Source organism: Saccharopolyspora indica (assembly GCF_027853965.1).
GTDB classification, from domain to species: Bacteria; Actinomycetota; Actinomycetes; order Mycobacteriales; family Pseudonocardiaceae; genus Saccharopolyspora; species Saccharopolyspora indica.
Window position 1 is genome coordinate 44,151 of the sequence record NZ_JAQGLB010000005.1, and the last position, 26,450, is coordinate 70,600.

General features: G+C 70.3%; 27 protein-coding genes. 11 read left to right on the top strand and 16 right to left on the bottom strand.

All coding sequences use genetic code 11. The features are described 5' to 3' along the window. Position 1: 1 nt before the first annotated feature. Both OU416_RS13325 and OU416_RS13330 read right to left on the bottom strand, forming a co-directional pair. On the bottom strand, positions 2 to 640 hold the full coding sequence (locus OU416_RS13325) for a class F sortase (protein ID WP_270927232.1): 639 nt from the start codon (positions 638 to 640) through the stop codon (positions 2 to 4). An 11-nt stretch (positions 641 to 651) separates the two neighbouring features. Continuing rightward, positions 652 to 1,038: a hypothetical protein gene (locus tag OU416_RS13330; RefSeq protein WP_270927233.1), complete on the bottom strand. Its 387-nt coding sequence runs from the start codon at positions 1,036 to 1,038 to the stop codon at positions 652 to 654. Between the two features lie 190 nt (positions 1,039 to 1,228). Here OU416_RS13330 and OU416_RS13335 point away from each other — a divergent pair, with 190 nt between their 5' ends. The 5 genes from OU416_RS13335 to OU416_RS13355 all read left to right on the top strand — a co-directional run bounded on the left by OU416_RS13335 (position 1,229) and on the right by OU416_RS13355 (position 5,982). Further along, complete coding sequence (locus tag OU416_RS13335; RefSeq protein WP_270927234.1) at positions 1,229 to 1,933, top strand: response regulator transcription factor; 705 nt, start codon at positions 1,229 to 1,231, stop codon at positions 1,931 to 1,933. Then, on the top strand, positions 1,917 to 3,788 hold the full coding sequence (locus OU416_RS13340) for a sensor histidine kinase (protein WP_270927235.1): 1,872 nt from the start codon (positions 1,917 to 1,919) through the stop codon (positions 3,786 to 3,788). The genes OU416_RS13335 and OU416_RS13340 overlap by 17 nt, the downstream gene beginning before the upstream one ends. A gap of 140 nt (positions 3,789 to 3,928) precedes the next feature. Then, positions 3,929 to 4,534, top strand: a complete 606-nt coding sequence (locus OU416_RS13345; protein WP_270927236.1) for a dioxygenase family protein — start codon at positions 3,929 to 3,931, stop codon at positions 4,532 to 4,534. A 231-nt stretch (positions 4,535 to 4,765) separates the two neighbouring features. Beyond that, positions 4,766 to 4,996: a helix-turn-helix domain-containing protein gene (locus OU416_RS13350; RefSeq protein ID WP_270927564.1), complete on the top strand. Its 231-nt coding sequence runs from the start codon at positions 4,766 to 4,768 to the stop codon at positions 4,994 to 4,996. Then, positions 4,993 to 5,982 carry a serine hydrolase domain-containing protein gene (locus tag OU416_RS13355; protein ID WP_270927237.1) on the top strand — a complete coding sequence of 330 codons (990 nt, stop codon included), beginning with the start codon at positions 4,993 to 4,995 and terminating at the stop codon, positions 5,980 to 5,982. Before OU416_RS13350 ends, OU416_RS13355 begins: the two co-directional genes overlap by 4 nt. Positions 5,983 to 6,072: 90 nt before the next feature. Here the strand turns inward: OU416_RS13355 and OU416_RS13360 are convergent, their stop codons facing one another. The 5 genes from OU416_RS13360 to OU416_RS13380 form a co-directional block, all read right to left on the bottom strand. Beyond that, positions 6,073 to 6,558 carry a hypothetical protein gene (locus tag OU416_RS13360; protein WP_270927238.1) on the bottom strand — a complete coding sequence of 162 codons (486 nt, stop codon included), beginning with the start codon at positions 6,556 to 6,558 and terminating at the stop codon, positions 6,073 to 6,075. A gap of 44 nt (positions 6,559 to 6,602) precedes the next feature. Further along, positions 6,603 to 7,244, bottom strand: coding sequence for a gamma carbonic anhydrase family protein (locus OU416_RS13365; protein ID WP_270927239.1), 642 nt, complete (start codon positions 7,242 to 7,244; stop codon positions 6,603 to 6,605). A gap of 256 nt (positions 7,245 to 7,500) precedes the next feature. Beyond that, positions 7,501 to 8,070 carry an effector-associated constant component EACC1 gene (locus OU416_RS13370; protein WP_270927240.1) on the bottom strand — a complete coding sequence of 190 codons (570 nt, stop codon included), beginning with the start codon at positions 8,068 to 8,070 and terminating at the stop codon, positions 7,501 to 7,503. Beyond that, positions 8,067 to 11,321, bottom strand: coding sequence for a CHAT domain-containing protein (locus OU416_RS13375; protein WP_270927565.1), 3,255 nt, complete (start codon positions 11,319 to 11,321; stop codon positions 8,067 to 8,069). The genes OU416_RS13370 and OU416_RS13375 overlap by 4 nt, the downstream gene beginning before the upstream one ends. After that, positions 11,284 to 12,462 carry a tetratricopeptide repeat protein gene (locus OU416_RS13380; protein ID WP_270927241.1) on the bottom strand — a complete coding sequence of 393 codons (1,179 nt, stop codon included), beginning with the start codon at positions 12,460 to 12,462 and terminating at the stop codon, positions 11,284 to 11,286. Before OU416_RS13380 ends, OU416_RS13375 begins: the two co-directional genes overlap by 38 nt. Positions 12,463 to 12,503: 41 nt before the next feature. Between OU416_RS13380 and OU416_RS13385 the strand changes: the two genes are divergently transcribed. The 3 genes from OU416_RS13385 to OU416_RS13395 are packed head-to-tail and all read left to right on the top strand — an operon-like array spanning position 12,504 to position 13,459. Continuing rightward, a complete protein-coding gene (locus tag OU416_RS13385) occupies positions 12,504 to 12,851 on the top strand; it encodes a hypothetical protein (protein WP_270927583.1) in 348 nt (115 codons plus the stop codon). Between the two features lie 32 nt (positions 12,852 to 12,883). Beyond that, the gene (locus OU416_RS13390) at positions 12,884 to 13,069 is read left to right on the top strand and encodes a Scr1 family TA system antitoxin-like transcriptional regulator (RefSeq protein ID WP_270927566.1); all 186 of its coding nucleotides are present in this window, start codon (positions 12,884 to 12,886) and stop codon (positions 13,067 to 13,069) included. A 9-nt stretch (positions 13,070 to 13,078) separates the two neighbouring features. After that, entirely contained in the window at positions 13,079 to 13,459 is a 381-nt protein-coding gene (locus OU416_RS13395; protein WP_270927242.1) for a DUF397 domain-containing protein, read from the top strand. A 569-nt stretch (positions 13,460 to 14,028) separates the two neighbouring features. Here OU416_RS13395 and OU416_RS13400 read toward each other — a convergent pair. The 3 genes from OU416_RS13400 to fabG form a co-directional block, all read right to left on the bottom strand. Then, entirely contained in the window at positions 14,029 to 15,048 is a 1,020-nt protein-coding gene (locus OU416_RS13400; RefSeq protein WP_270927243.1) for a ferrochelatase, read from the bottom strand. 301 nt (positions 15,049 to 15,349) lie between these two features. Continuing rightward, the gene (fabI, locus tag OU416_RS13405) at positions 15,350 to 16,117 is read right to left on the bottom strand and encodes an enoyl-ACP reductase FabI (protein WP_270927244.1); all 768 of its coding nucleotides are present in this window, start codon (positions 16,115 to 16,117) and stop codon (positions 15,350 to 15,352) included. Between the two features lie 84 nt (positions 16,118 to 16,201). Further along, positions 16,202 to 16,906 (bottom strand): 3-oxoacyl-ACP reductase FabG, encoded by a 705-nt coding sequence (gene fabG, locus OU416_RS13410; protein WP_270927245.1) that lies wholly within the window; start codon positions 16,904 to 16,906, stop codon positions 16,202 to 16,204. Between the two features lie 181 nt (positions 16,907 to 17,087). Here fabG and OU416_RS13415 point away from each other — a divergent pair, with 181 nt between their 5' ends. Further along, complete coding sequence (locus OU416_RS13415) at positions 17,088 to 19,934, top strand: FAD-binding and (Fe-S)-binding domain-containing protein (RefSeq protein WP_270927246.1); 2,847 nt, start codon at positions 17,088 to 17,090, stop codon at positions 19,932 to 19,934. A 78-nt stretch (positions 19,935 to 20,012) separates the two neighbouring features. After that, positions 20,013 to 20,363, top strand: a complete 351-nt coding sequence (gene trxA, locus OU416_RS13420; RefSeq protein WP_270927247.1) for a thioredoxin — start codon at positions 20,013 to 20,015, stop codon at positions 20,361 to 20,363. Positions 20,364 to 20,436: 73 nt separating this feature from the next. On the opposite strand, the gene OU416_RS13425 is transcribed toward trxA, so the two are convergent. The 6 genes from OU416_RS13425 to mobA all read right to left on the bottom strand — a co-directional run bounded on the left by OU416_RS13425 (position 20,437) and on the right by mobA (position 25,774). Further along, a complete protein-coding gene (locus tag OU416_RS13425) occupies positions 20,437 to 21,162 on the bottom strand; it encodes an MgtC/SapB family protein (protein WP_270927248.1) in 726 nt (241 codons plus the stop codon). A gap of 29 nt (positions 21,163 to 21,191) precedes the next feature. Further along, positions 21,192 to 21,779, bottom strand: coding sequence for a class I SAM-dependent methyltransferase (locus OU416_RS13430; protein WP_270927249.1), 588 nt, complete (start codon positions 21,777 to 21,779; stop codon positions 21,192 to 21,194). Positions 21,780 to 21,889: 110 nt separating this feature from the next. After that, a complete protein-coding gene (locus tag OU416_RS13435) occupies positions 21,890 to 22,870 on the bottom strand; it encodes a VWA domain-containing protein (RefSeq protein ID WP_270927567.1) in 981 nt (326 codons plus the stop codon). A 2-nt stretch (positions 22,871 to 22,872) separates the two neighbouring features. Continuing rightward, a complete protein-coding gene (locus OU416_RS13440; protein WP_270927568.1) occupies positions 22,873 to 23,754 on the bottom strand; it encodes a DUF58 domain-containing protein in 882 nt (293 codons plus the stop codon). A gap of 83 nt (positions 23,755 to 23,837) precedes the next feature. After that, positions 23,838 to 24,962, bottom strand: coding sequence for an AAA family ATPase (locus tag OU416_RS13445; RefSeq protein WP_372907238.1), 1,125 nt, complete (start codon positions 24,960 to 24,962; stop codon positions 23,838 to 23,840). 239 nt (positions 24,963 to 25,201) lie between these two features. Continuing rightward, entirely contained in the window at positions 25,202 to 25,774 is a 573-nt protein-coding gene (mobA, locus tag OU416_RS13450; RefSeq protein WP_270927250.1) for a molybdenum cofactor guanylyltransferase, read from the bottom strand. A 191-nt stretch (positions 25,775 to 25,965) separates the two neighbouring features. Here mobA and OU416_RS13455 point away from each other — a divergent pair, with 191 nt between their 5' ends. After that, complete coding sequence (locus OU416_RS13455; RefSeq protein ID WP_270927251.1) at positions 25,966 to 26,448, top strand: GNAT family N-acetyltransferase; 483 nt, start codon at positions 25,966 to 25,968, stop codon at positions 26,446 to 26,448. Positions 26,449 to 26,450: the final 2 nt, after the last annotated feature.

Sequence of the window (26,450 nt, forward strand, 5' to 3'; positions counted from 1 at the left end):
ACTATCCACTCCGGACGGTTCCGGTGAAGGTGGCGAAGGCGATGATGTTGTCCCGGTAGCTGCGCGCGGTGCTGTCGAACGACCCGCCGCAGGTGATCAACCGGAGCTGCGGATCGGCGGTGTCGCCGTAGACCTCGTCGGCTGGGAATCCGTGCTTGGGCTCCTGCGCCATGCGGTGCACGACGAACCGGGCGACCTGCCCGTCCTGGCGGCCGACCAGGACCTCGTCGCCGGGCCGCAGCTCCCGCAACCGCGCGAAGATCCCGTCCTTGCCGTCACCGTTGACGTGCCCCAGCACCACGGCCGGGCCGATCTCGCCGGGAGTCGGGCTGTGCTCGTACCAACCGGCCTGCATCGGCTCGTGCACCGACGGCAGTTCGACCGTGCGGTCGGGGTTGAGCCCCAGCGCGAGCAGCGAGGAGCGCGCCCCGATCCGGGGGATCTCGATCCAGGTCGGCGGCGACTGCGCCAGCGCGGTGGCGGCGTGCACCTGCTGCGGCGTGGTGGCGCCGAGGTCCAGGGGCCGGTCGGCCGCCGAACATCCCGACAGCGCCAGCGAGAGCGCGGCGGCCACGAGGACCGGGGCGGTCGCGACAGCACGACCGCCCCGGTTCCCCCGTGCACGGGGAGGCACGTTCATCCGCGGACGCCTCAGTTCGCGCCCGCACGCCGACGGCGCAGCACGACCGCGGCGCCGCCACCGGCGACGGCCAGCGCTGCCGCGCCACCGAGCGCCGCCGGGCCGAAGCCGGATTCCACCGGGCCGCCACCGGTTTCCGGCGCGCCGACCGGGCGCTCGGAGACCTGGGCCGTCTTCTCCCGCACCGCCTCGGGGGTCGCCCCTTCCTTCGGCGGCTCGACCGGGCGGCTCTGCTCCGGCGCCGGGGTCTTCTCGTCCACCGGAGCCGGGGCGACGGGCTTCTGCTCCTCGGCCACCGGGGCGGTCTTCGGCTCGTCGGCCCAGCCGACCGCGGCGGTCAGCGGCAGCGCCGTGGCTCCGAGCAGCGCCGCGGCGGCGACGGTACGACCAAGCTTCATCTCGCGTCCTCTCGTTCGATCGTCCGGGAGTTCCGGACGAGGACCAGCTTGGTGCGCGCTTTTCAAGATCCCGTCTGCCCGATGTGAAGAACCTGTTCGGATTCCGCTGCGCGGCGCGAGTTGTGAAGAACCTGTTCAGATGCGGTGTCCGCCGCACCGCGGTGCGGCGGCGGAGGCGATAATGCGCCGCGTGAGCGCACACGTGCTGGTCGCCGAGGACGACCCGAAGCAGGCCGAACTCATCCGGCGCTACCTCGAGCGCGACGGCCACCAGGTGGTCGTCGTCGGTGACGGCCGGGCGGCGATCGACGAGGCGCGGCGGCGCCTGCCCGACCTGGTCGTGCTCGACGTGATGATGCCCAAGGTGGACGGCCTGGACGTGTGCCGCGTCCTGCGCGCCGAGTCCGACGTGCCGATCGTGCTGCTGACGGCGCGGACCACGGAGGACGACGTGCTGCTCGGCCTCGACCTCGGTGCCGACGACTACATCACCAAGCCCTACAGCCCGCGCCAGCTCGCCGCCCGCGTGCGCGCGATCCTGCGGCGCGTGCGCCGGGTTCAGGACCGCGGCCACCAGCCGCTGCGCGTCGGCGACCTGGTGGTGGACCAGCAGCGGCACGAGGTGCTGCTGGCCGGTGCCGAGCTCGACTGCACACCGGCGGAGTTCCGGATGCTGGCGGTGCTGGCCGCCGAACCCGGCCGGGCCTTCACCCGCGGGCAGCTGCTCAGCCAGGCGTTCGGGATGGACAAGTTCATCACCGAGCGCACGGTGGACGTGCACGTGATGAACCTGCGCCGCAAGCTCGAACCCGATCCTCGCCGGCCGGTCCGGCTGCTCACCGTCTACGGCGTGGGCTACAAGCTGCAGGACTGCCCCGATGGCGCGGCGGCATAGCCTGCTGGCCCGGCTGCTGGCCATGTCCGTGGTGGTGGCCGGGTGCTCGATCGGGGCGACCGCGTGGCTGGCCGCGCAGAGCACCAGCGGGGCGATCAACCAGGAGATCGGCGAGAGCCTGGCCACCGACGCCCAGATCTACGACGAACTGCTGGGCTACGCGGCCGGGCACCCGCAGTGGTCCGGGGTGCAGGGCGTGGTGACCGAGCTCTCCGAGCGCACCGGGCGCCGGATCACGCTGACCACCCAGAACCGGGCCCCGATCGCCGATTCCGGGGATCCGCAGGACACCCCGCTGCCGCGGACGCCGTCGGCGGTGGTCGACCCGCTCGCCGTGGACCCGGTGCTCAAGCCCGGCGCCACGATCGATCCGCGGGCCGTCGGCCCCTACCGGCTGACCGCCGCCGAGCGCGCGAAGCTGGCCGCCGAAGCGCAGCGCCAGCTCGGCTGCGTGCGGCGGAGCGGCTCGGACGGCCGGATCGTCGAGCTGCCCAACGGGCGCTCGACGCTCGAGGTCGTCCCTGCCGAACCGGAGCAGAAGCGGTCGCGACCGGTGAACGTGCCGGACGATCCGCCGCAAGCGGTGCCCGCCGAGGAAGGGGCACCGGAGACGTCGGTCGCCGTGAAACCGCCGCTGGATTCCTGCGGTGCGCCGACGGCGACCACCGAAACCGAGCGCACCGCCAACGCCGGGCTGCTGGAGCTGGCCAACGCCTGCTTGACCAGGCAGGGCGCGGACCCGCTGCCCGCTGAGGCGGCGGAGACCACCTGGCCGAACGGGCTGCGCGCCGCACCGGAGGACCAGCGCTGCGTGGACGCCGCGCGCCGGGAGCAGCTCGGCGCCTACGTCTCCCCCGCGGCGCAGCTGTTCATCACCAAGCCGGGCACCGACCAGGCGGCCACCGATCTGTCCACTGTGGGCATCTCGCGGATCGCGTGGACGGCGCTGGTGGTGCTGGTGCTCACCGTCGGCCTGACCGCGCTGGCCGCCAGCCGCCTGGTCCGCCCGATCGACGCCATCACCGCGGCGGCCCGGCGGATGGGCGGCGGCGACCGCTCGGCGCGGGTGCGCACCAGCGCGCGCGGCGAGATCGGCGAGCTGGCGGCGGCGTTCAACGCGATGTCCGAGCAGGTCGAGCGCACCGAGCAGCAGCGCAAGACGATGGTCAGCGACATCGCGCACGAGCTGCGCACTCCGCTGGTGAACGTGCGCGGCTGGCTGGAGGCGGCGCAGGACGGCGTGGCCACGCTGGACCAGCCGCTGGTGACCTCGCTGCTGGAGGAGACGCTGCTGCTCCAGCACCTCATCGACGACCTGCAGGACCTCGCCCTCGCCGATGCCGGGAAGCTGCGCGCCCACCTCGAACCCGTGCACCTCGGCGCGATCCTGGAGCAGGTCGCCGCCGCGCACCGCGGCCGGGCCGAGGCCGGTGGTGTCGAGCTGCGCGCGAGCGCCGCCGGCGATCCGGACCTGGCCGCCGACCCGACCCGGCTGCGCCAGGCGCTGGGCAACCTGGTGTCCAACGCGCTGCGGCACACGCCCGCGGGCGGGCTCGTCGAGCTGCGCGCGCAACGGGTGGCCGCCGAGGTGATCATCGAGGTCGGCGACACCGGAGTCGGCATCCCGGCCGAGTCGCTGCCGCACGTCTTCGACCGCTTCTGGCGCGCGGAGAAGTCCCGCGGCCGCCACGGCGGCGGCAGCGGTCTGGGCCTGGCGATAACGCACCACCTGGTGGAGGCGCACGGGGGTAGCATCGAGGTGCGCAGCACCGTCGGCGCCGGTACGACGTTCACCATCCGCCTACCGGCGATGCGATCCACAGTGGACATGCCCGAGCGGAGCGCGGAACACTAGGCCGAATGGCGCATTCGTCTGCTTTTTAGCACTTTTCGTCTACACCTGTACCAACTTTCCGCTGTCGCCGGGGGAACCGTCGCGACGTGAAATGGTTCACACCATTTTCTCGTGCTGACACCCCCGAAAGGCGGCTCGCTATGACCGAGGACGAACGGCGAATCCGTCGGTCCACGTTCCTCAAGGCCGGCCTGGCCACCGCGGTCACCCTCCCCGTGGTCGCCGGTGAGATGGCGCGCGCACCCCGCGCCGCCGCCGGAGAGCTGACTCCCACCCCGATGTGCGATGACGGGGACGACCTGACGCCCCCGCAGATGGAAGGCCCGTACTTCAAGCCCAACTCCCCCGAGCGCAGCGACCTGCGCGGCGACATGCCCGGCACGGCACTGACCATCACCGGCGTCGTCTACAGCCGGTCGTGCGCCCCGCTGGACCGGGTGCTGCTGGACTTCTGGCAGGCCGACAACGGCGGCAACTACGACAACGTCGGCTACCGCGGCCGCGGCCACCAGTTCACCTCCACCGACGGCCGCTTCCAGCTCGACACGATCGTGCCCGGCCTCTACCCGGGCCGCACCCGGCACGTCCACGTCAAGGTCCAGGCCCCGAACCAGCCGATCCTCACCACCCAGCTGTACTTCCCCGGTGAGCCCGGCAACGACTGGGACGCGATCTTCGACCCGGCGCTGCTGATGGACGTCCAAGGCTCCAACGCCACGTTCGACTTCGTCCTCAACCTGCCATGACCGAGGACGGACCGGGATCGCCACCCCGGCAGCGGACTGCCCGCACTCGCCAGTCGCGCTGAGCTCGAACGTGGCACTGCGAACAGGCACCCCCGACCGGGCTCCGGTCGGGGGTGCCTCCTCGCGGTCGGCACGAGAGTCGCCGATGCGGTGCGGGAGGAGTTCTTCAGCCAGCGGCGTCAACTTTGGTTGACGATCCAGCTGGCGGTCAACTACGGTTGACGCGTGGATGTGGAACAGCTGACCGAACTCGCGGCATCGACGGCGGACCACGACCCGTTGGTGGGGTTGGGCTCCGTGGCGCGACTCCGCGCCGAGACGGAACGCATCGAAGCGGTGCTGGTGCGCCGCGCCCGCAACAACGGCGCCACGTGGCCGCAAATCGCCGCCGCCCTGGGTGTCTCGAAACAGGCAGTCCACAAGAAGTACGCCGGTCGCGGCCTGTTCGGCGGCCGGTCATGACCGCCGGGATACACGGCGACCAGCAGCTCGCTACCAGACTCGGCGAACTGTTGGGCCCCCGCCACCCGGTCGTCGCGGCGGCCGTGGTCACGCCCGAGGGCATGCACGTGGCGAGCCGCGGAACCGACCTGGACGCCGACTTCGAAATCGGCTCGATCGCGAAGGCCGTCACCGGGCTGCTGTATGCCGACGCCCTCACCCGAGGCGAGATCGCCCCCGACACGAGCCTCGGCGAACTGCTGCCCCTGGGCGACGTCCCCGCCGCACGAGTGACACTGCGATCGCTGAGCACGCACCGATCCGGCCTGCCCCGGGTACCCAAATCCGCAGGACCATTGCGGCGCACCATCGCCCTGTGGCGACACGGAACCAACCCCTACGGCGAGGACCTCGAACAGTTCCTCGACCAGACCCGGGATGTTCCGCTGGGCACGCCACGGCCCCGCTACTCCAACCTCGGATTCGAACTTCTCGGACACGCCCTCGCCCGCGCCGCCACGACGACCTACCCAGAACTCGTCCACCAGCGCATCGCCACCCCGCTGGAACTTGACTGCTTCTACGTCCCGGGGACAGCCGACGACCTTCGCCCCGGGGCGCTCAACGGCAGAAGCCGCCGAGGACGACCGCGGCAGCCCTGGACCGGTGAGGGACTCGGGCCGGCAGGCGGCATCCGGGCCTCCATCACCAGCATGGCCCGCTTCACAGCGGCGGTACTCGACGGCAGTGCCCCCGGCATCGCCGCACTCGATCCGATCGCCCCGTTCGGCGCCGGCGCCCACATCGGCGCCGCATGGATCACGATCCAGGTGAAGGGCCGGCCCATCACCTGGCACAACGGCGGCACCGGCGGCTTCCGGTCCTGGCTCGGACTCGACCGCAGCGCCCGCACCGGCGTCGCCATCCTCTCGGCCACCGCCGCATCGGTCGACCGTCACGGGTTCACACTCCTAGCCGAGCACAGCTGCTCCAGCCGTAGATCGTGATCTGCCGATTGTGGCTAGTCCTAGGTTCTCGGTCAGGGCGCTTGAGGATTCGGTTCAGGGCGAGTGCTTTAGCGAAGTGAGTGACGCTGGTTAGCGCGATTCGGGTGGCCCGAAGGTCAGTTCGTTCGTGTCGAGGGCGTTGGCGATGGTCAGTTGGCTGTGGGGGAAGTGGAAGCTGACAGCGACTGTTCCCCGGGCCATGTCGCGCCCGGTCCATTCGAGGAGCTCGACGTCCTGAAGGACCTGGCCGTAGAGGGCGTGCAGCTCAACGTGCATGTCGTGGCGCCACTGGAGATCGAAGTCGGGCCACCGGACCGGCTGGTGGGGATCGATCGTGTTCCAGGTGATCGAGAGGTCGTCGAACTTCTGGTGGTTGATCTCAACCTGTTCTCCGGTGAAGTCGAGCAAGACCGGGCAGTCGGAGAACCACTCGTTGTCCTGAACGTCCCAGACCAGCCAGGCATCGGTCAGCGGGCGGCCGATGAGCGCACGCAGGTGCCGGCCGTGGGCCGCCACGACGGCGGAGCGACCGTTCAGCCAATGAGGCCGGTAGCCTTCGATCCCGAAGTTGAACACGTCAGGATCCTCTCAGAACGAGACATCACCCTACGGCTGGAGCATTAGCCGGGATTCAGAACCTCGTCGTCGGCGTGCGCGCCGAACTCGGCGACGCGCACCTCCGCGATGCGCTCGTACCGGTTGATGCGGTCGGTCCACTCCGCGTCGACGCCGAACGCCGCCTGCGCGAAGCCCACCCGCCCGACGGCCTCGGCCAGGCCCGGATCGCCTGGCGCCAGCAGCCGCAGCGGCGCGTCGAGCGCCACGGTGTGCGGAGGCACGAAGTACTCGTCCGGAACGACGGTGCGCGCATGGACGAGCGCACCGACAGCGACGACCGAGCCTGCCCCCAACCGCGCGCGCTGCAGGACCGTCGCCGCGGTCGCCACGTAGACGCACCTGCCGACCTCGCAGCCCAGCAGCGTGGCCTGCGGCCCCACGAAGACGTGGTCGCCGACGAGCACCGGCTGATCGCCGGCGACCGCGGACCCGCGCAACACCGCGTTCTCGCAGATCACCGCCGCCTCCCCGACCTCGATCCGAGCTCCCTCGGCATCGAGCACCGCGCCGTACATCACCCGCGCCCTCGGCCCCACGCGGACATCACCGACGAGCGTGGCCGTCGGCGCGATGTAGGCGGTGGGATGGACCCGCGGTTCACGCCCGCGGTGCCGGATGCGGATTCCCTGCACTACAGCGTCCATGAGCGGATTCTCAGCCGACCGGCCGCGACCACGCTGGCGGATTTCAGACGTCGCGTTCGCCGGGACCTACACCTTCCGCGATTCGAGCCACTGCACGCCAAACTCCTCTGGTTGCACGATCGAATCGCTCAACCCTGAGACTGACGTACCAGCATGATCATTCATTGGCCTTCGCCAAGATCCCGGCAGAGTCCTTCAGCGGAGCCGGATCAGCGGTTCTGAGGACTGACGCAGCGCGTTCCTCGAGTCGTCCCCCTCACTCCTCCACACGACCAGCGTTCGCATCCTGTTCATCGTCGGTCTGCCCCGCATCGATCGGGATCGACGAGGTCGAGATGCCAAGGATTCTGCGAAAGACATCGGCGAAGTCGCGAAGGACTCGGTTGTCCGCGGGCTCACGGCTGATCGTGAACTCGACCTCCGTCTTGCCGTCCTTGCGGTGGATCCGGAACTCGATCTTCGTTTGCAACCAAGAGATCAAGAAGGCAAGAACGGCCACGGCCCCCAGCGCCGACTCGACACCCATCTGCTCGTCCTGCGGAGGGTCGGCCAAGAGCTGCTCGACACGGTTGCGGGTGTCCGGATCCGCATTCGCCCCTTCAAGCGCCCGCCGCGCGGCAGTCAGCGCGTTGTCCTCGTTCGAGAGCACTTGCTCCGGTTCCACGTCAGCGATTCCAGACTGCGCCAGCAGCGAGGACAAGACCAGTCGGGCCTCAGCCGGAGTCCGGACCACCTCCGGGAACTCGGAACGGAGATCCTCCGCAAGGTACTGGATCGAGAGCAGAACAGCCCGGTCATCGAGCTCGCCGACAGGGGTAGCTGTCATCGCCAATCTCCTACCAGTACAAAGGGAGCCCAGTGATAAGGGTGAGCCGTCCAAGGTTCGGCCTCACCGCGAAGCATCCGCAGCTGCGTCCGGTGAAACAGTAACCACAGTGGCATCGTGGGATGCACGCGCCACCCGTCGTAGAGCTCTGCGAGGAACCGCCGAGAGCTCTCCTGGTCGACGTTCCAGGCAGGTGCGATGACTGCCGATACGCCGCTTTGGAGGAAGGTGCGCACCAGGCCGCTGAACTCGTCGCCGCCGTTCTCGCGGGCGAGGCTGCCCGCCGAGCACGCACGCAGCACCAGCAAGCGCAGCGACGTCTCGATGTCCGCCAACTCGCCCACGGACAGGACATGGCCACGTCGCTGTTCAGGCCCGGATCGGCGGGGATCAATACTCGGCCGGGCGCCGCCATGAGCGAGGAGCAGACCGGATTCCAGCGGCTCCGAGCGATTGATGGAGCCGTGGCAGGTCAGATGCGCAATCCGGGCGTCGGCGATTCCGGCAAGCACCGCGCTGGGCGTGGCATCGATGCCGACAACCGAGTGCGGCGGTCGACCGTCGACGGTCAGGAGGTCCTGGTCGCGTTCGAAGTTCTCCGGGATGAGATCCTCGCGCGCGGCGACGCCGGCGACGAAGGCTTCGCCTTGCTGCGCGTCGTCGCTCTGGCGCCGGGCCAGGACAGCAGGCAGTGAACTCAGGCTGGGGCAGTAGACGGTGGCCGCGACCTCGACCAGGCGCGTCTGGTCGGTAACGGGCAGCGCGTGGAGCGGTAGCAGGTGAACAGGGCCGTGGGGCGCGAAACAGACGAGGGGCAGGCCCGCGGTGTGCGCTGTGAACGACAGCAGCTCCGGCCCGATGTCGTCCAGAAACGCGATGCTGCGACGATGCGGATGTCTACCGCGCAGGGGCGCAACCGGCGGAAAGGACTCAGGGTCACCGTTGAAGGTCACACGCAACCGCTCTACCACGGCGCCCAACTCCGCCTCCGTCAGCGAAACGCGGCAGACCCGCAGTTCTTCGTCGTCAGACCGCAAGATGAAGCAGGTGGTTTCGTCCCGGCCGACGAAGTACGAGACCAGGGCCATGCCAACGTCCGGCGCATGTTGGCCCAGCATCCCTCTGACCTGGTGCAGATCGGCCGGGAACGCCTGCCTCACCCGCACGTACTCAGGGGCCAGTGGCCGCAGCCGTTCCCAGATCGCCGACAGTTCGGCGCGCACTTCGGCCAGCCGGGCGAGACGCTCGCCACGGCTGCGCGCTCCGGCCGTCCACTGCGACCGTTGAAGCCGACGCTCGGCAAGGATCAGCTCCGCCTCGCGCTCCAGAAGATCGATCGGAAGCGGCTCGCCTGTGTGGGCGGGACGTCGTGACATCCCGATGAGGAAGCTCCGGGACTTGGCCTCTTCATGGAGGTCGAACGCGAGCTCGTCACGACATCGAGCATCAGGCAGCTCCAGCCGTGTGTCGGTGTGCACCAAGAGCTGAATGAGCAAGTCGTAGACCCGGATGTGCGTTCCCAGGATCTCGCTGTGCCGCTGCTCGACGAGCGCTTGTTCGACCTTCTCGAGAATCAGGGTCCTGGCTTTCCACAACAGGTCGAAAGCCTCCTGACGGCTCTCCGGCGCAGCAACCAGCAGCTCGGCGAGCTTGGTCCGGGACTCGATCACGCCGCCCCGCCGCGACCCCCTCGACTCCCAGTTCCCCAGCACCTCACGCCGGACGCCGATCGCGACGTCACGCTGACCAGTCGCAGCGAGATGGTCGGCGAGTAGGTCCGTCAGCAGGGTGTACGCAGGCCAGTTCCTCTCTCTGATGGCGCGTCCTAACGCGGGCTGCAGCAAGCCTCGACAGACGTCCTCCGGGAGCGTGTTGTCCGGCCGCCGCACCCTGGGGAGGTAGTGGGTGAGGGCGGTGAGCGTGTCGGTCGCGTGTTCCGCGTGCATGAAGCCGACGCGGTGGAACAGGTTCGCCCTTTCTTCATCGTCCAGTTCAGTGTCCCCGAGCCCGAAGTGGGTGACCGCCTCGCTGAAAGTCGGACCGTCCGAGCCGGTGCGGCATGCGAGAGCCGCCCGGTACTGTTCGCGAGCCGCGGCTTTGTCCCCCTTGGCGAGAAGGGCGGCGCCGAGGTTGTTGTGGGCGGACGCCAGCGACAGATGATCGGACCAGGTTCTGGCCTGGACCAGGTTGTCGCTCGCCGCGTGAACCGCGTCGCGATGGCGTCCCGCCTGGCTCAGCAGACGCGCGACCGATGCGCGGGCGCGGAACTCGCTACGCCGGTCGCCGAGATACCGGGCCATCGCAACCACGGTCTCGTGATCGCTCAGCGCCAGATCGTCCTCTTCGCTCTCCTCATGCAGCTCAGCGCGCAGATTCACTGCACGCATATGGAGACCCACCTCGGGCTCTGGAGCTGAAGAAGCGAGAACAATCTCGCTCAACACGGCCGTGGCCTCCTCGCCGCGTCCGGTGTCTGCGAGGCAGGTCGCCAGCGCTGTCCGGGCGGCCGTATTGGGCTTCTCCGGTTCGATGGCCAGGGCCGTCTGGTAGGCGTCGATCGCCAGGTCCAACTGGCCGCAGGCTTGCGCAGAGCCCCCGAGCAGGAAGTAGGAGAACTGTCGTTCATCGTCGCCAAGGTCGTCGACTGCTGACTCCAGTTCAGCGCGTGCCCTGCTGACGTGACGCCATGCGTGGTCAGGTCGGCCCGTTCTGCCGCACCGGATCGCCCAGAGCAGTCTCGCGATCACGCGTTCCCAGGAACCGCCCGCCGCAAAGGCGACTGCCACCAGAGCGGCAACATGCTGGTCCGTCGCCGGTTGCCAGCCGCTTCCGAGGATCGCTGCTCGTGCCCGACCGAACGCATCGTCGCCGAGCGCGGTCCGGTATCGCCTGGCCGCGAGGAACATGCTGAACAGCGAGGGCAGCGCCAGAGCGTGATCGAGCCAAGGTTCAAACCCGTCGATCGACACGTCATCAGAAGAAATCAGCCGGTAGTCGCTCAGCACCTCTTCGATCAACAGCCGCAGGTAAGCCACATAGGCTGCCTCCGCTGTGCGCCCGGCGATGAGTGCAGCCTGCTCGCGTGCGGAGAGGTCCTGAAGCAGGCCGCGCGCGTCGAACGGCATCGCCGTGCGGATCAACGGCTCCAGTTCGTCGAGGCTGCGCGCCGACAGCAGAACGCGGAGCAGCGCAGCCTCCCGTGACTCGGCCACGTCACCGCCCCCACTGCGCCAGAAGTGCACGGAGGTCATCGACGTCACGACGCTCGTCGTCGTTGGCGGCCTTGTCGTAGGCGGCCAACAGGTGTCGCTCTCCGCGTGGCTGGTCATGAGACCAGAAGACCTGGGCCATGTTGAAATGCTCGGAGTGAGTCAGGTCAACGCTCGCCTCCAACTTTTCGGCAATCGCCGACGCCTGCGCGGACTCGCCATGAATGTGCTCGGCGAACATCAGCATGCCGAGATACTCACGATTGGCCGGGAACGACTTCAGCATCTCCCGCAGCCCGACGATCGCGGCGTCCGCCTCCGGCCTTTGCTCCAGGTCCACAGCGATCTCGAAGAGTTCGATGATCCTCGCCCGCAACGTGGCGGCCAGTTCTGCATGGTCTGCGTCCCGGCCGCTCCTCGTGAACTCGCGCAGCACTAGCGAGTTGGGGTCGGCCTGCTCCAACTGCCGCAGCACTTCATCGAAACGCTCGTCGTGCGTCACCCCGTACGCGTAGAGGAGCCTTTCCAGAACGCCCACGTTCCCGGGCTCGATCGCGTAGGCGGCTTCCAGAACGCTGGTGGCCTCGGCCATCGTGTCCTCGATGTCGGCGGCTTTGCGCAGTGCCAGCAACGCGTTCGCCAGCTGCACCCGGTCGGCGGTCGTCGCCTCGCCGAGCGCGATCCGTTCCCTGAGCATGTCGGCACGCAGCCGCAGCATCCGATAATCCTCATCACGCCAGGCTATCCAGGCGGTGAGCTCATCTCGCCTGCGCTGAACGGCCACACGTATCTGATGGCGGTCGATATCGGCGAGACGCAGCTGCCCGGCCTCGGCTGCTGCGATCGCCGCGTCCAGCGTCGCTGCGGCGAGATCGACCGCACCGACTCGGACGTAGGCGACCGCGAGATTCAAGCGGAACTCCGTTCGCTCCGGCGCTCTCGAGATGGCCTCGCGCAGCACCGGGATGGCCTCGTCGACCCGTCCGACCGCAACCAGCCCGGTCGCGTGCAGATGCAAAGCAGCAGCGGAGCCATCCGCAGCCCTCGCGGCCAACACCGCCAGGGCTCGCTCGGCTTCTTCGGGAGTGGCGCGCTCCAATCGATCCAGCAGGGCTGGAGAGTCCCCGCTCCGGTCGTTGGCGTCTAACAGCCACTGCAAGTCGAGTCGCGGCTCACGCACCATAGAAGCACCCCGTTGTCGGATCGTAGCCGTAGTCAGACCTCATGTCACACCCCGTGATCCTGGCATCAGCCACCGCTCCGCCGCAGACCTCCGACAAGTTCGTGAGCCCGTCGTCGGTTCTCCTCGACAGGGCGGGGCCGGAAGGCGACGAAGTTGGTGGGTTGCTGGGCGAGCAGCTCGTGCAGCTCATGGTTCTCTGGAGTCAGGACGTGAACGGCCCGAACCCGGCTCGTGCAGCACCGAGCCCCGCAACCACTTCGGCAGGTGTGCCGGGTCGGCGAGCAGAGATCGAGCACCTGATCAAGCTCTCCAACCTGCCGAACATGCTGATCCAGGTGATACCGTTCAAGACTTCTCCAGGCCGTCGGTCGGCACTCGTTTTGTCCTGATCCGCGTTCCGTCGCCGGGAGCAGCTGGACCGCTGGAACTCGCTTACATGGAAGGCGCGGGCGAGATCCGCTACCTGGACGACAAGAAGGCGCTCACCGCCCACGAGCCGGCCTGGGCTCGCCTCACCAGCACCGCATTGCGGTTCGATGAGACCCGCGCGTTCCTCAGAACGATCTCACGCGAGCTTCTCGAAGAGACGAAAAACTCCAGTTCCTAGGGAGATTGCATGATCACAACGCCGCGACCCGAGTTCACCGAGCATGACTTCCGCAAGGCGACGCGAAGCGAACCCACCAAGAGCTGCGTCCGCGTCGCCCGTCGTGGCGGGTGGGTCGAGATGCGTGACGACAAGGTGCCTTTCGGCTCACCCGAAGACCACCGGCTCGTGTTCACCGCCGAGGAGTTCGACGCCTACCTGACCGGCGAGCGCGACAGGCGGACCAGCGGCCTGTGCTTAGAGATCACGCGCCGCGACGAGGACGGGCTGTTCGTCTTCCGGCAGCGTGGGCGGGCTGGCGTCGAGCTGGTCTTCACCGAAGCCGAGGTCGCGGCGTTCCGGGACGGTGTCGCGAAGCGCGAGTTCGACGCGATCGCCTACGCCGCATAAATCCGGCTCCTGCGTCGCATCTGCGGGTGGTGATACCGGGCTGGGCTTGGGTTCAAAGCGGTGGGTGGTCGCCTTGGGGGTGGGGCAGTTTTGCCGGAAATTGCCCGCGTTCTCGACAGAACCTGCGGCGGCGACGGGAGGCAATTTCCGGCAAAACTGCCCGTGTCACCACGCGGGTTCCGCCGTACGATCGCTCACCCGCTCCCACGGCGGCGCTGACCAGGGCCGGGACCTGTACCACCACTGTTCGTGTGGTGGTGACCTCCGGCGATTTTGCCTGAAACTGGCGTCCCTGTCCGGCCGCATCCTGCGTCGAGAACGTGGCCAGTTTCAGGCAAAATCGCCCCGCGCACGACGCAACCACCTACCGCAGTGCACCCAACCCAGCCCCGCACCCGACCGGCTCCGTCACCACACCAACCCGGCCGCGCTATCACCGCCGGTCGCCAGGTCCCGCCCGACTCTCACCGCTGATCGCCAGACGCCTCCTGCCTGGTCAGATACCCACGGACACAAGGCAAAGCCCTCGTCGGTCCTGATCGGACGGACGAGGGCTCTGTCCTCGGCTGTCAGCAGCCCGGAGCGCAGGGCTCGCCGTTGGTCGTGGAGCCCGCCGCCGGGAGTTCGGAGAGCTTGCGGACCTCCGCGCCGTCGGTGTGCTCGGCGATCAGCTCGGTGATCAGCTTCGCGAAGCGCGGGTCCGGGCCCGCCGTTCCGGCGCGGGCGAAGCCCATGCCCAGGTCCGCGGCCTTGTCCTTGGCCTCGTTGTCCAGGTCCCAGATGACCTCGAGGTGGTCGGAGATGAAGCCGACCGGGCTGACCACCACCGCCTGGACGCCCTTGGCGTGCAGGTCTTCCAGGTGGTCGCAGATGTCCGGTTCCAGCCACGGCACCTGCGGCGGGCCGGAGCGGGACTGCCAGACCACGTCGTAGGCGTCGACGCCGACCGCTTCGGCCACCAGCCGGGCTGCTTCGGCGACCTGGCGGGAGTACCAGCGGGGCTGGCCGTCCGGGCCTTCCTGGTCGTCGGCGCGCAGCGGGATCGAGTGGGCGGTGAACACCAGCCGGGCCTGCTCGCGCTGGGCCGGGTCGAGCTCCTCGAACGCCCGGCGCACCGCGTCGGCGTTGGCCTCGACGAACAGCGGGTGGTCGAAGAACTGGCGCAGCTTCACCAGTTCCGGTGCCCGCTCGCCGACCGCTTCCCGCGCCCGGGCGATGTCCTCGTGGTACTGCTTGCAGCCCGAGTACCCGCCCCACGCCGAGGTCGCGAACACCAGCGCGCGGCGCACGCCGTCGTCGGCCATCTTCGCGACGGTGTCCTCCACCATCGGGTGCCAGTTGCGGTTGCCGAAGTAGACCGGCAGCTCGCGGCCCTGCGCGGCCAGCTCGGCCTCCAGCGCGGCGATGATCTCGTGATTGAGCCGGTTGATCGGCGACACCCCGCCGAAGTGGTGGTAGTGCTCGGCGACCTCGTCGAGGCGTTCCGGCGGAACTCCCCTGCCTCTGGTCACGTTCTCCAGGAACGGCCGGACCTCGTCCGGGCCCTCCGGTCCTCCGAACGACAGGAACAGCAACGCGTCAAAGCTCACCCGACCATGATGGCGTCGACGGCTCGGCCGCGCGCAGCCGGGGGCACCGGCTGCGCGCGAGACCACACTCAATACCTGTTTGTGGTTGTTTTGCTCAGGGGTCGCTTGGCGGAACCTGAGTGCTTCCCCGGACTGCGGGTGCCCCTCCTGATGTATGAACGAATACACGGCGGAGGGGCCGTCCTCGCCCAGGGAGCCACCCAGTGGCGGGCCACCGTACCCGCAGCGGTGCAAGCTGCGTGCGTACTCAAAGCGGCTGACGCCGCTTGCACAAGCGCGGACGGCTCCGCCGACAGTGCCCTCAGATGCCGAGGGCGTGCACACCGCCGTCGACCATGATCATCGAACCGGTGGTCTTGGGCAGCCAGTCCGACAGGACCGCGCAGACCGACTTGGCCACCGGGGTCGGGTCGTTGACGTCCCAGCCGAGCGGCGCGCGGTCGCCCCAGCCCGCTTCGAGGTCGGCGAAGCCGGGGATCGACTTGGCCGCCATGGTGCGCACCGGGCCCGCCGAGACGAGGTTGACCCGGATGCCCTTCGGGCCCAGCTCGCGGGCCAGGTAGCGGGAGGTCGACTCCAGCGCCGCCTTGGCCACGCCCATCCAGTCGTAGGCAGGCCAGGCCACGCGCGCGTCGAAGTCCATGCCGACGATCGAGCCCCCGTCGCTCATCAGCGGGAGGGTGGCGGTGGACAGCGACTTCAGCGAGTACGCCGAGACCTCCAGCGCGGTGGAGACGTCCTCCCACGGCGCGGCCAGGAAGTCGCCGCCCAGGCACGACGCCGGGGCGAAGCCGATGGAGTGCAGCACGCCGTCGAGGCCGTCGACGTGCTCGCGGACCCGCTCGGCCAGGCCGTCCAGGTGCTCGGTGCTGGTCACGTCCAGCTCGATCACCGGCGCGGGCTTGGGCAGCCGGGTCGCGATGCGCTGCACCAGGCTCATCCGGCCGAACCCGGTGAGCACCACCTCGGCACCCTGCTCCTGGGCGACCTTGGCCGCGTGGAACGCGATCGACGCGTCGGTGATCACGCCGGTGATCAGAATCCGCTTGCCTTCGAGCAAACCGCTCACGAAAATCCTCCGCTGTGCTTTCTTCCACCAGGTGCGCGGGCACCCGGGATTACGCCGCGCGCGGGCGCGCGGATGAGACTCTGATCAGTGGCCCATGCCGAGGCCGCCGTCGACCGGGATCACCGCGCCGGTGATGTAGGCGGCCGCGTCGGAGGCCAGCCACTCCACCGTGCCCGCGACCTCCTCCACGGCCGCGAAGCGGGCCAGCGGGATCTGGGCGAAGATCTCCTTCTTGCGCTCCTCGGACAGCGCGTCGGTCATGTCCGTGGTGACGAAGCCGGGGGCCACCACGTTCGCCGTGATGCTGCGCGAGCCCAGTTCGCGGGCGATCGAGCGGGCCATGCCGACCAGCCCGGCCTTGCTCGCCGCGTAGTTGACCTGCCCGGCGCCGCCGGAGAGCCCGACCACCGAGGAGATGAAGATCATCCGGCCCTTGCGCAGGCGCAGCATGCTGCTGGCCGCGCGCTTGGCCACCCGGTAGGAACCGGCCAGGTTCGCGTCGATGACCCGGCCGAACTGCTCCTCGCTCATCCGCAGCAGCAGGGTGTCGTCGGTGATGCCGGCGTTGGCCACCAGCACCTCGACCCGGCCGTGCGCGGCCTCGACCTCGTCGAAGGCCGCCGCGACCTGCTCCGGGTCGGTGACGTCGCACTGCACCCCGAACAGCCCCTCCGGTGCACCCGACCCGCGGTGCGTGACCGCGACCTTGTCCCCGGCGGCCTGGAACGCCTTCGCGATGGCCAAGCCGATGCCGCGGTTACCGCCGGTCACCAGTACGGACCGTGCCACTGTGGATCTCCCCTCGAAACGATGCCGCAAGATTCGGTTCAGCCGCGACATTATCCGTTCGGGGACGATCACCGCTCGTCGCCTCCATACAGAAAAAGGGTCACCGTGTCGTGGTGCGCCTACACCCGCGGCGGCAGGCACACTGCGCTATGCCGCCGATCACCGACCCGGGAGGCGCCCGATGGCCACCCCGCCCGCCGACCTCGTCACCGAGCTGCGCGCCGCGCTGACCGGCCCGACCCGCTTCGACCCCGGCACCCGCGCGCTCTACGCGACCGACGCCTCCAACTACCGCCAGGTGCCGACCGGGGTGGTCTTCCCGCGCGACGAGGACGACGTGGTCGCCGCCGTGGCCATCGCGCGCGACCGCGGTGTGCCGATCACCGCGCGCGGGGCGGGCACCAGCATCGCGGGCAACGCCATCGGCACCGGGCTGGTGCTCGACCTCTCCCGGCACCTCGACCGGATCGTGGAGATCGACGCCGACCGGCGGCTGGCCCGCGTGCAACCGGGCGTGGTGCTGGACTCGCTGCAAGCCGCCGTGGCCGGGAACGGGCTGACCTTCGGCCCCGATCCCTCCACGCACAGCCGCTGCACGCTCGGCGGGATGATCGGCAACAACTCCTGCGGGACCCACTCGGTGGCCTGGGGCAAGACCGTCGACAACGTGCACGCGCTGGACGTGCTGCTCTCCGACGGGACCCGCCTCGAAGTCGGCGCGACCTCGCCCGAGCAGCTGGCCGAGCTGTGCGCGCGAGGTGACCGCGTCGGCCGCCTGCACCAGGACCTGCGGGCGCTGCGGGACGAGATCGCCGACTCGGTCCGCAGTTCGTTCCCCGATCTGGCCCGCCGGGTGTCGGGCTACAACCTCGACCAGCTGCTGCCGGAGAACGACTTCCACCTGGCCCGCGCCCTGGTCGGCACCGAGGGAAGCTGCGCGATCGTGCTGGGCGCGACCGTGCAGCTGGTGACCGCGCCCGCGGTGCGGGCCCTGACCGTGCTCGGGTTCTCCGACACCTACGCCGCGGCCGACGAGGTTCCCCGGCTGCGCGGGCTGGGCGCGCTGGCCATCGAAGGGCTCAGCGCGGAGCTGGTCGACGTGGTGCGGCAGCGCAACCCCGCCTCGCCCGCGCTGCCGCTGCTGCCCGGCGGGCGCAGCTGGCTGCTGGTGGAGAGCGGCGGCGCGGACCTCGGCGAGGCCGAAGCCGCGGCCGACGAGATCATCCGCGCGATGGGCGAGCGCGCCGAGAGCGTCGTGCACACCGATCCGGCGCGGATCGCGGCGCTGTGGAAGATCCGCGAGGAGGGCTCCGGGTACTCGACCAGGATGGCCGGGTCGGAGCGCTCGTCGGGCTGGGAGGACGCGGCCGTCCCGCCCGAGCGGCTGGGCTCCTACCTGCGGGAGTTCGACGCGCTGCTGGCGCGGTTCGGCCGCCGCGGCGTGACCTACGGCCACTACGGCGACGGCTGCATCCACGTCCGCATCGACTTCGACCTGCTCTCCGGCCCCGGCACCGCGCAGTACCGCTCGTTCCTGGAAGCCGCCGCCGACCTCGTGGTGGCGCACGGCGGTTCGGTCTCCGGCGAGCACGGCGACGGTCAGGCCCGCTCCGCGCTGCTGTCCAGGATGTACCCGCCCGAGGTGATCAGGGCCTTCGAGCGGTTCAAAGCGGCCTTCGACCCGGCCGGGCTGCTCAACCCCGGGCAGATCGTGCACCCGCGGCCGGTCGACGCCGACGTGCGCCCGCTGGTGGCCCCGGCCCGGCTCCCGACGCGCACCGCGCTGGCGCTGCACGCCGACTCCGGCGACCTCGCCGCCGCGACGCGCCGCTGCGTCGGCATGGGCAAGTGCCTGAACACCACAGGTGGGGTGATGTGCCCGAGCTACCGGGCGACCCGCGAGGAGCAGCACTCCACCCGCGGCCGCGCCCACCTGCTGTTCGAGATGCTGGCCGGGCAGGTCATCAAGGGCGGCTGGCGCTCGCCCGAGGTCCGCGAAGCGCTCGACCTGTGCCTGTCCTGCAAGGGCTGCAAGTCCGACTGCCCGGTCGACGTCGACATGGCCACCTACAAGGCCGAGTTCCTGCACCAGCACTACCGGCGCCGGTTGCGCCCGGCCGCGCACTACTCGATGGGCTTCCTCCCGCTGTGGCTCAAGCTCGGGCAGCACGCCCCGCAGCTGGTCAACCGGACGCTCTCCGGACCGCTGGCACCGCTGCTCAAAAGGCTCGGCGGGATCGACGCCCGCCGCGAAGTGCCGCAAATGGCGCCACGAACACTACAGGCGTGGTGGTCCGAGCGGCGGAGCGGAACCACCCCGCGCGTGGTGCTCTTCCCGGACACCTTCACCAACCACTTCGACCCGCACATCGGGCGCGACGCGGTCACCGCGCTCGAAGCCCTCGGCCACACCGTGGAAATCCCCCGCCAACCGGTCTGCTGCGGACTGACCTGGCACTCCACCGGCCAGCTCGGCACCGCCCGCCGCGCGGTCCGCCGCACCGCCCGCGCGCTGCGCCCGCTGCTGGAGCGCGGGCTCCCGGTGGTCGGCCTGGAACCCAGCTGCACCGCGTTCCTGCGCAACGACGCGCTGGAACTCGCCCCCGGCGACCTCGACGTGGCCGCCCTCGCCGCGGCGACCCGCACCTTCGCCGAATGGGTCGAACCGACCCGCGACCGGTGGCAGCTCCCCGAGCAGGACCGGGAAGCGCTGGTGCAGGTGCACTGCCACCAGCACGCCGAACTCGGGTTCACCGCCGATCAGGCCACATTGGACGCCACCGGAACCCGCGCGCACGTGCTCGACGCGGGATGCTGCGGGCTCGCGGGCAACTTCGGCTTCGAACGCGGCCACCACGACGTCTCCATCGCCTGCGCCGAACAAGGCCTGCTCCCGGCCGTCCGCGCCGCCGCACCGGGAACCGACGTCGTCGCCGACGGGTTCAGCTGCCGCACCCAGCTGCGCCAGACGGCCGGTGTCGAACCCGTCCACCTGGCCACCCTCGTCGCCCGCGCCCTCCAGCGGTGACAGAACCGACAGCACGCCGGGGAATGCCGCACCGGAGCACCGTGTTGTCCGGGTAACCACCGTCTGAAGGGAATTCACATGGCAACGGTCGAGCTCACCAAGGACAACTTCGACGAGGTCGTCTCCGACAACGGCTTCGTCATCATCGACTTCTGGGCGTCCTGGTGCGGCCCCTGCCGGCAGTTCGCCCCGGTCTTCGACCGCGCGTCGGACAAGCACGAGGACATCACCTTCGCCAAGGTCGACACCGAGGCCCAGCCCGAGCTGGCCGGTGCGTTCAACGTCCAGTCCATCCCGACGCTGGCCGTGATCCGCGACAACGTCCTGGTCTTCCAGCAGCCGGGCGCGCTGCCCGAGAACGTCTTCGACGACCTCATCGGCCAGGCCCGCGACCTGGACATGGACGAGGTCAAGCAGAACGCCAGCTGAGCAGGCTTCCCCGCGATTTCCATTGAAGTCGAACGCCTGATTTCAATGGAAATCGTGGCCCGGTGCGGGCGGTTCAGAAGCCCGGGTCGACCGATTCGCCGACGGCGGCGTGCACCACGCCGGGCAGGCCGCTGATCTGCTCGACCAGCTCCGTCACCGGAGTCTTGCCGCGCAGCCGCAGCGCGACCACCGCGGTGCGCTGCTGCTCGTCGTCGGTGTCCTCGCGCTCGACCTCCAGGTCCATCACCGTCCAGCCGCTGCTGGTGCACAGGGTCAGGACGCTGCGCAGCACACCGTGGCCGTCGAGGTAGCCGATCCGCAGCACCTGCGGTTCGCGCAGCGACCTGCGCAGCAGGCGCAACAGCCACGGATAGCCCAGCACCACCAGGAAGTGCACCGCCGTGGTGGCCGCCGCCAGCACCACCAGCCCGCTGCCGCAGGCCATCCCCACCGCGGCCACCACCCACACCGTCGCCGCCGTGGTCAGGCCGCGCACCGCGTCGCGGCGCACGAAGATCAGCCCGCCACCGATGAACCCGATGCCGGAGACGATCTGCGCGGCCACCCGCGACGGGTCGAACGACACCCGGTCGAAGACCAGCAGATCGCCGAAGCCGTACTTGGACACCAGCATGAACAGCGCCGCACCGACCCCGACCAGGGCGTGCGTGCGCATCCCGGCGCTCTTGGCCCGGATCTCCCGCTCCAGCCCGATCACGCTGGAGAACAGCAGCGCCGTTCCCAGCTCGACCAGCAGCGGGATCTCACCGAGGCCGGCCACCACGGCATCCGACGACACCCCTGGAACGTAGCACCGCGCCTGTCAGGTCACGATCGGCGCGGCCGCCGCGCCAGGTAGACCACCGCGGGCGGCAGGTTGCGCCACACCGTGCGGCTGATCACCGTCTCCTCGAACTCCCCGCGCAGGTCGGCCAGCTGGCGGCGGGCCGGTGGAGCCCACCGCGTCCAGGTGTAGGCGAACTGCGTGAACGCCCCGCCAGGCGCCAGCGCATCGGCGACCAGCCGGATCAGCGGCACCCCGTCGACCGGCGCGTGCGCCACCCAGGGCAGACCGCTCACCACGACATCGGCCCGCAACTCCCGCTCGCGCAGCAGCGCCGGGAGCTCCCGGGCGTTCGCGCACACCGACTCCACACCCGGGAACCGCTCCCCCAGCTGCGCCGCCCACCGCGAGTTGAGCTCCAGGGCCAGGTGGTGCCCGCGCCCGCCGAGCCTGCGCTGGATCACCTCGGTGAACGCACCGGTTCCCGGCCCGAGCTCGACCACGACCGGATCACCGCGGTGCGGGATCGGCGCCACCATCTGCTCGGCGAGCGCCCGCGAGCTGGGCCCGACCGCGGCGGTCGTGGTCGGTGACTTGACGAACTCCCACAGAAAACCCGCTGCCGTTCCCACCTGCGCCACTCCGATCGCCGCCCGACCCCGCGAGCCCGAGCATCGCGGAGCCGGTCGGCGCCCGGGATTCCGTCAGGTGACCACCGGCGCAACTCGGCGCCAACACTTGCTCACGGCAACCGCCGACCGGTGAACATGGAGACCCCGGCGGCGATGATCGCGGTGAGCGTGCCCAGCACCAGCCACGGCTTGCTGGCGTCGGTGTGCTTGGTCTCGTAGCCGATCTGCTCGCCGAGCGTGTCGTAGACCTCGCGGAGCTGCTCGGCGCTGGCCGCCTTGTGGAACTCGCCGCCGGAGAGCTTCGCGATCTCCTGCATGGCCTCGTCGTCGACCTCGACCAGCTCCTGCTGGCCCTGGATCTCGATGCTGCCGTGCCTGGTGCCGAAGGAGATCGTGGAGATCGGCACGCCGATCTTCCGCGCCTCCCGGGCCTTGGTGTAAGCACCGCGCGGGGCGTCCATGTCGCGCGGGATCGTCTGACCGCCGTCGGCCATCAGCACGATCCGCGCGGGCGGGGCCCCGGCCGGGCCGCCGACCATCTTGCCGAAGGAGTCGATCGCCTGCATCGAGGCGTTGATCCCGTCGCCGGTGGCGGTGGCCTCGGCCAGCTTGAGGCTGTCGATGGCCTGCTTGACGCCCGCCCGGTCGGTCGTGGGCATCACCAGCACGGTCGCGGTCCCCGCGAAGGACACCAGCCCGAGGTTGATGCCCGGCGTCAGCTTGTCGGCGAACTCCTTGGCCGCGACCTTCGCCGCCTCCAGCCTGTTGGGCTCGACGTCGGTGGCCTTCATCGACAGCGACACGTCGATGGTCAGCATCACCGTGGCCCGGTTGCGCGGGATGCGCTGCTCGGCGGTGGGGCCCATCAGCGCCACCGTGAGCATGATCAGCGCCACCGCGAGCATGGCGGGCGGCACGTGCTTCCACCAGCCCTGCCGCCGGGCGGCGACCCGGTCGAGCACCTCCAGGTTGCTGAACCGCACCGTGTCCCGGCGACGGCGGCGCATCGCCCACACGTAACCGGCGACCAGCGCCGCGACCACGAACAGCAGCAGGAACCACCAGCCAGCGGTGAATCCCGACAAACTCAGCATCAAGAAGCTCCTCCGGACCAACCGCGCTTGCGGGCCACCACGAACCGCACCACGTCGGCGATCCAGTCCGAATCCGTCCGCAACACCAGGTGCGCGCAACCGGCGCGGCGCAGCACCGCCGCCACCTCCTCGCGGTGCGCCGCGGCAGCCGCGGCGAACTCCTTGCGCAGCACCGGGGTGGTGTGCACCTCCCGCTGCTTGCCGGTCTCCGGATCCGACAGCAGCACCGTGCCCACGTCGGGCAACTCCAGATCTCGCGGGTCCAGCACCTCCACGGCCAGCAGCGAGTGCCGGGAGCCCAGGCCGCGCAGCGCGCGCTGCCAGTCCGTCGGGCCCAGGAAGTCCGAGATCACCACGGCCAGACCGCGCCGCCGCGGCGGGCGCCGCAGCGACTCCAGCAGCCGGGTGAGGTCGCCGCGCGTGCCTTCCTCAGCCCGCGGCGTTCCGGCCGCCTTCCGCAGCAGCGCTCGCGAATGCGCCACGCCGCCGCGCGCGGGCAGCCGCACCGGGCCGGTGCCGTTGTCCAGCACCGCGCCGATCCGGTTGCCGCCGCCGCTGGTCAGGAACACCACCGCGGCCAGCGCCGCGACGGCCAGCTCGCGCTTGTCGCAGGCCGCCGAACCGAAGTCCAGGCTCGGCGAGAGGTCCATCCCGACCCAGGTCTCCAGCTCCCGGTCGGCGACCGTCTGCCGGATGTGCGGTTCGGCGGTGCGGGCGGTGACCGCCCAGTCCATCCGCCGCACGTCGTCGCCGGGCTGGTAGACCCGCGCCTCCCCCGGCTCGGTGCCCGGCCCGGGCACCAGCCCGAGGTGGTTGCCCTGCAGCAGGCCGTCCAGCCGGCCGCGCACGCTCAGCTCCAGCGACTTCAGCGCCGCTTCCATCCGCCCGGTGTCCAGCGACGGAGGCGCCCAGCTCGGGCGGTCCCCACTCGTCGGCTGAGCGGCTGCAGGCACGCCCTGGCTCCTCACTGGTGCGGGTTGGGCGCGTGCTGCGGCTGGCCGTAACCGGGCCCGCCGACCGGGGCGGGCGCGGGCGGACCGGTCTGCGGGCGGGCCGAGACCTGCGGCAGCGGCACGGTCTGCAGCACCCGGTTGACGATGTGCTCCACCGGGATGCCGTCGGCCAGCGCGTCGTAGGAGAGCACCAACCGGTGCCGCAGCACGTCCGGCACCACGTCCACCACGTCCTGCGGGAGCACGTAGTCGCGCCCGCGCACCAGCGCCAGGGCACGAGCGGCGGCGATGATGCCCAGGCTGGCGCGCGGCGAGGCGCCGTAGGAGACCCAGCTCGCGATGTCGGAGAGGCCGTGCTCGTTGGGCAGCCGGGTGGCCACCACCAGGCGCACCACGTAGTCGACCAGCGCGTGGTGCACGAACACCGAGGCGGCGACCTTCTGCAGCCGGATCAGCTCGTCCGGGTTGAGCACCGGGTTCGGCTCCGGGGCCGCCACGCCCATCCGGTAGATGATCTCCCGCTCCTCCTCCGCGGTGGGGTACTCCACCGGGAGCTTGAACAGGAAGCGGTCGCGCTGCGCCTCCGGCAGCGGGTAGACGCCCTCGTTCTCGATCGGGTTCTGGGTGGCCAGCACCAGGAACGGCGACGGCATCGGGTAGCTCTGGCCACCGATGGAGACGTGCCGCTCGGCCATCACCTCCAGCAGCGCCGACTGCACCTTCGCCGGGGCGCGGTTGATCTCGTCGGCCAGCACGAAGTTGGCCAGCACCGGGCCGAGCTCGACGTCGAAGCGCTCGCTGCCCTGCCGGTAGATGCGGGTGCCGAGGATGTCGGCGGGCACGAGGTCGGGGGTGAACTGCAGGCGCGAGAAGCTGCCGCCGACGACCCGCGCGAAGGTCTCGACCGCGAGCGTCTTGGCCACGCCGGGAACACCTTCCAGCAGGATGTGGCCCTTGGCCAGCAATCCGGTCAGCACCCGCTCCACGAGCCGGTCCTGCCCGACGATCACCCGCTTGACCTCGAACACGGTGCGTTCGAGCAGCTGCGCATCGCGCGCCGGAGTGCTCACCTGGTCCGCCGGACGCGCCGCCGCGGCTCCGGCGCCCCCGCTCTCACCGTTGCCGGCCTCGGTCACTTCTCCCAGCCTCCTGTCGTCGGTCCGGCCGTTCCCGGCCGATCAAGATCCTGGCACGTCCCCGCCGCGCGACCGCGCGGGGGCACTGCGCCGACCCCACCCAACCCCACAGCCGGTATGACCCCGGTAAAGCGCCCACCCCACCCAATAATTTCACTCAACACTGAACCCATCAACCAGACTGACCAGACGAAGGGCACCTTTCACCGACTTACTTGGCGAAAGGTGCCCTTCACCGCTCACTCGTTCGTGGGGTGTGCGCTGCGGAGGTCGTCTGGGGTGTCCACATCGGATGCTTCGGAAGCGATTGCTGGGACCGGTAGCGGAGTGAGGGGAGCGAGGACTGCGCGGAGCGGGCGGTCGCGGACGTCGGCGGGCATCGCCTCGCGCAGTGCGTCTGCGCGCCACGTCCCCACCAGCCATTGCAGGCGCTGGGCGGAATCGGTGAGGACTGCTCCGGCGGCTTCCGGGGCCGCGCGCAGCGCGTCGAGCAGCCTGGTGATCGTGGCCGGTGTCAGGTGCGGGTGGTCTCCGGCCAGGACCGCGACCACGCGCGCTTCCACCGGGAGCTGCGCCAATCCGGCCTGGAGGCCGGCCAGCGGGCCGCCGCCCGGCGGGTCCTCCGCCGTCCAGCGCACCGGCCGGGCCGTGGTGCGCGGCGGGCCGACCACGACCAGCGGGTCGGCGGCGGCGACCGCGTCCAGCGTGCGATCGAGCAGCGTCCGGCCGCCGATCGGCAGCATGAGCTTGTCCACCCCGCCGAGCCGACGCGCCCGGCCACCCGCCAGCACCACCGCCGCGAATTCCGCCACACCGCAATGCTTCCAGCCGCCACCACCACGACACCACCCGGCCCGCACGCCGGTGCTGGTACGGTTCGCGCCGTGGAGTGCTACGCGGCTACCCGCATTCGCGGCTGAGAGAGGCCCAACGGGCCAGCTCGCCGCTGTCCGGTCCGGACAGCGGCTTCCCACCCGTGCTCTCAGCGAAAGGCATTTCCACCATGGACATCCGTCCACTCGATCCCGCTGATCCCCCCGCCCTGCTCGACCTCGCCGTGACCGCCTTCGGGCCGTTCTTCGAGGACTCGTTCCGCCCGCACGTCGGCGAGACAGTCTTCGCCAACCGCCACGGCGACTGGCGGGAGGACTACCGGCGGCACCTCGCAGGCCTGCACGACCCGGACGGCGGGAAGTTCGCCGCCGTCGCCCGGGCGGACGGGCAGGTGGCCGGGTTCGTCGGCTGGGTCCTCCAGGCGACCGAACGGCACGGCGAGATCGACATCCTTGCCGTCTCCCCGGCGCACCGCCGGCTCGGCATCGGCGCCGCGCTGGCCGAACACGCCATGGCGCACCTGCGCGCCGCAGGCGTGGAGGTGATCTCGATCGGTACCGGCGGCGACGACTTCCACGCCCCGGCCCGGGCGCTGTACGAATCGCTCGGCTTCACGCCGTTCCCGAACGTCAGCTACACGAAGGCGGTGTGAAG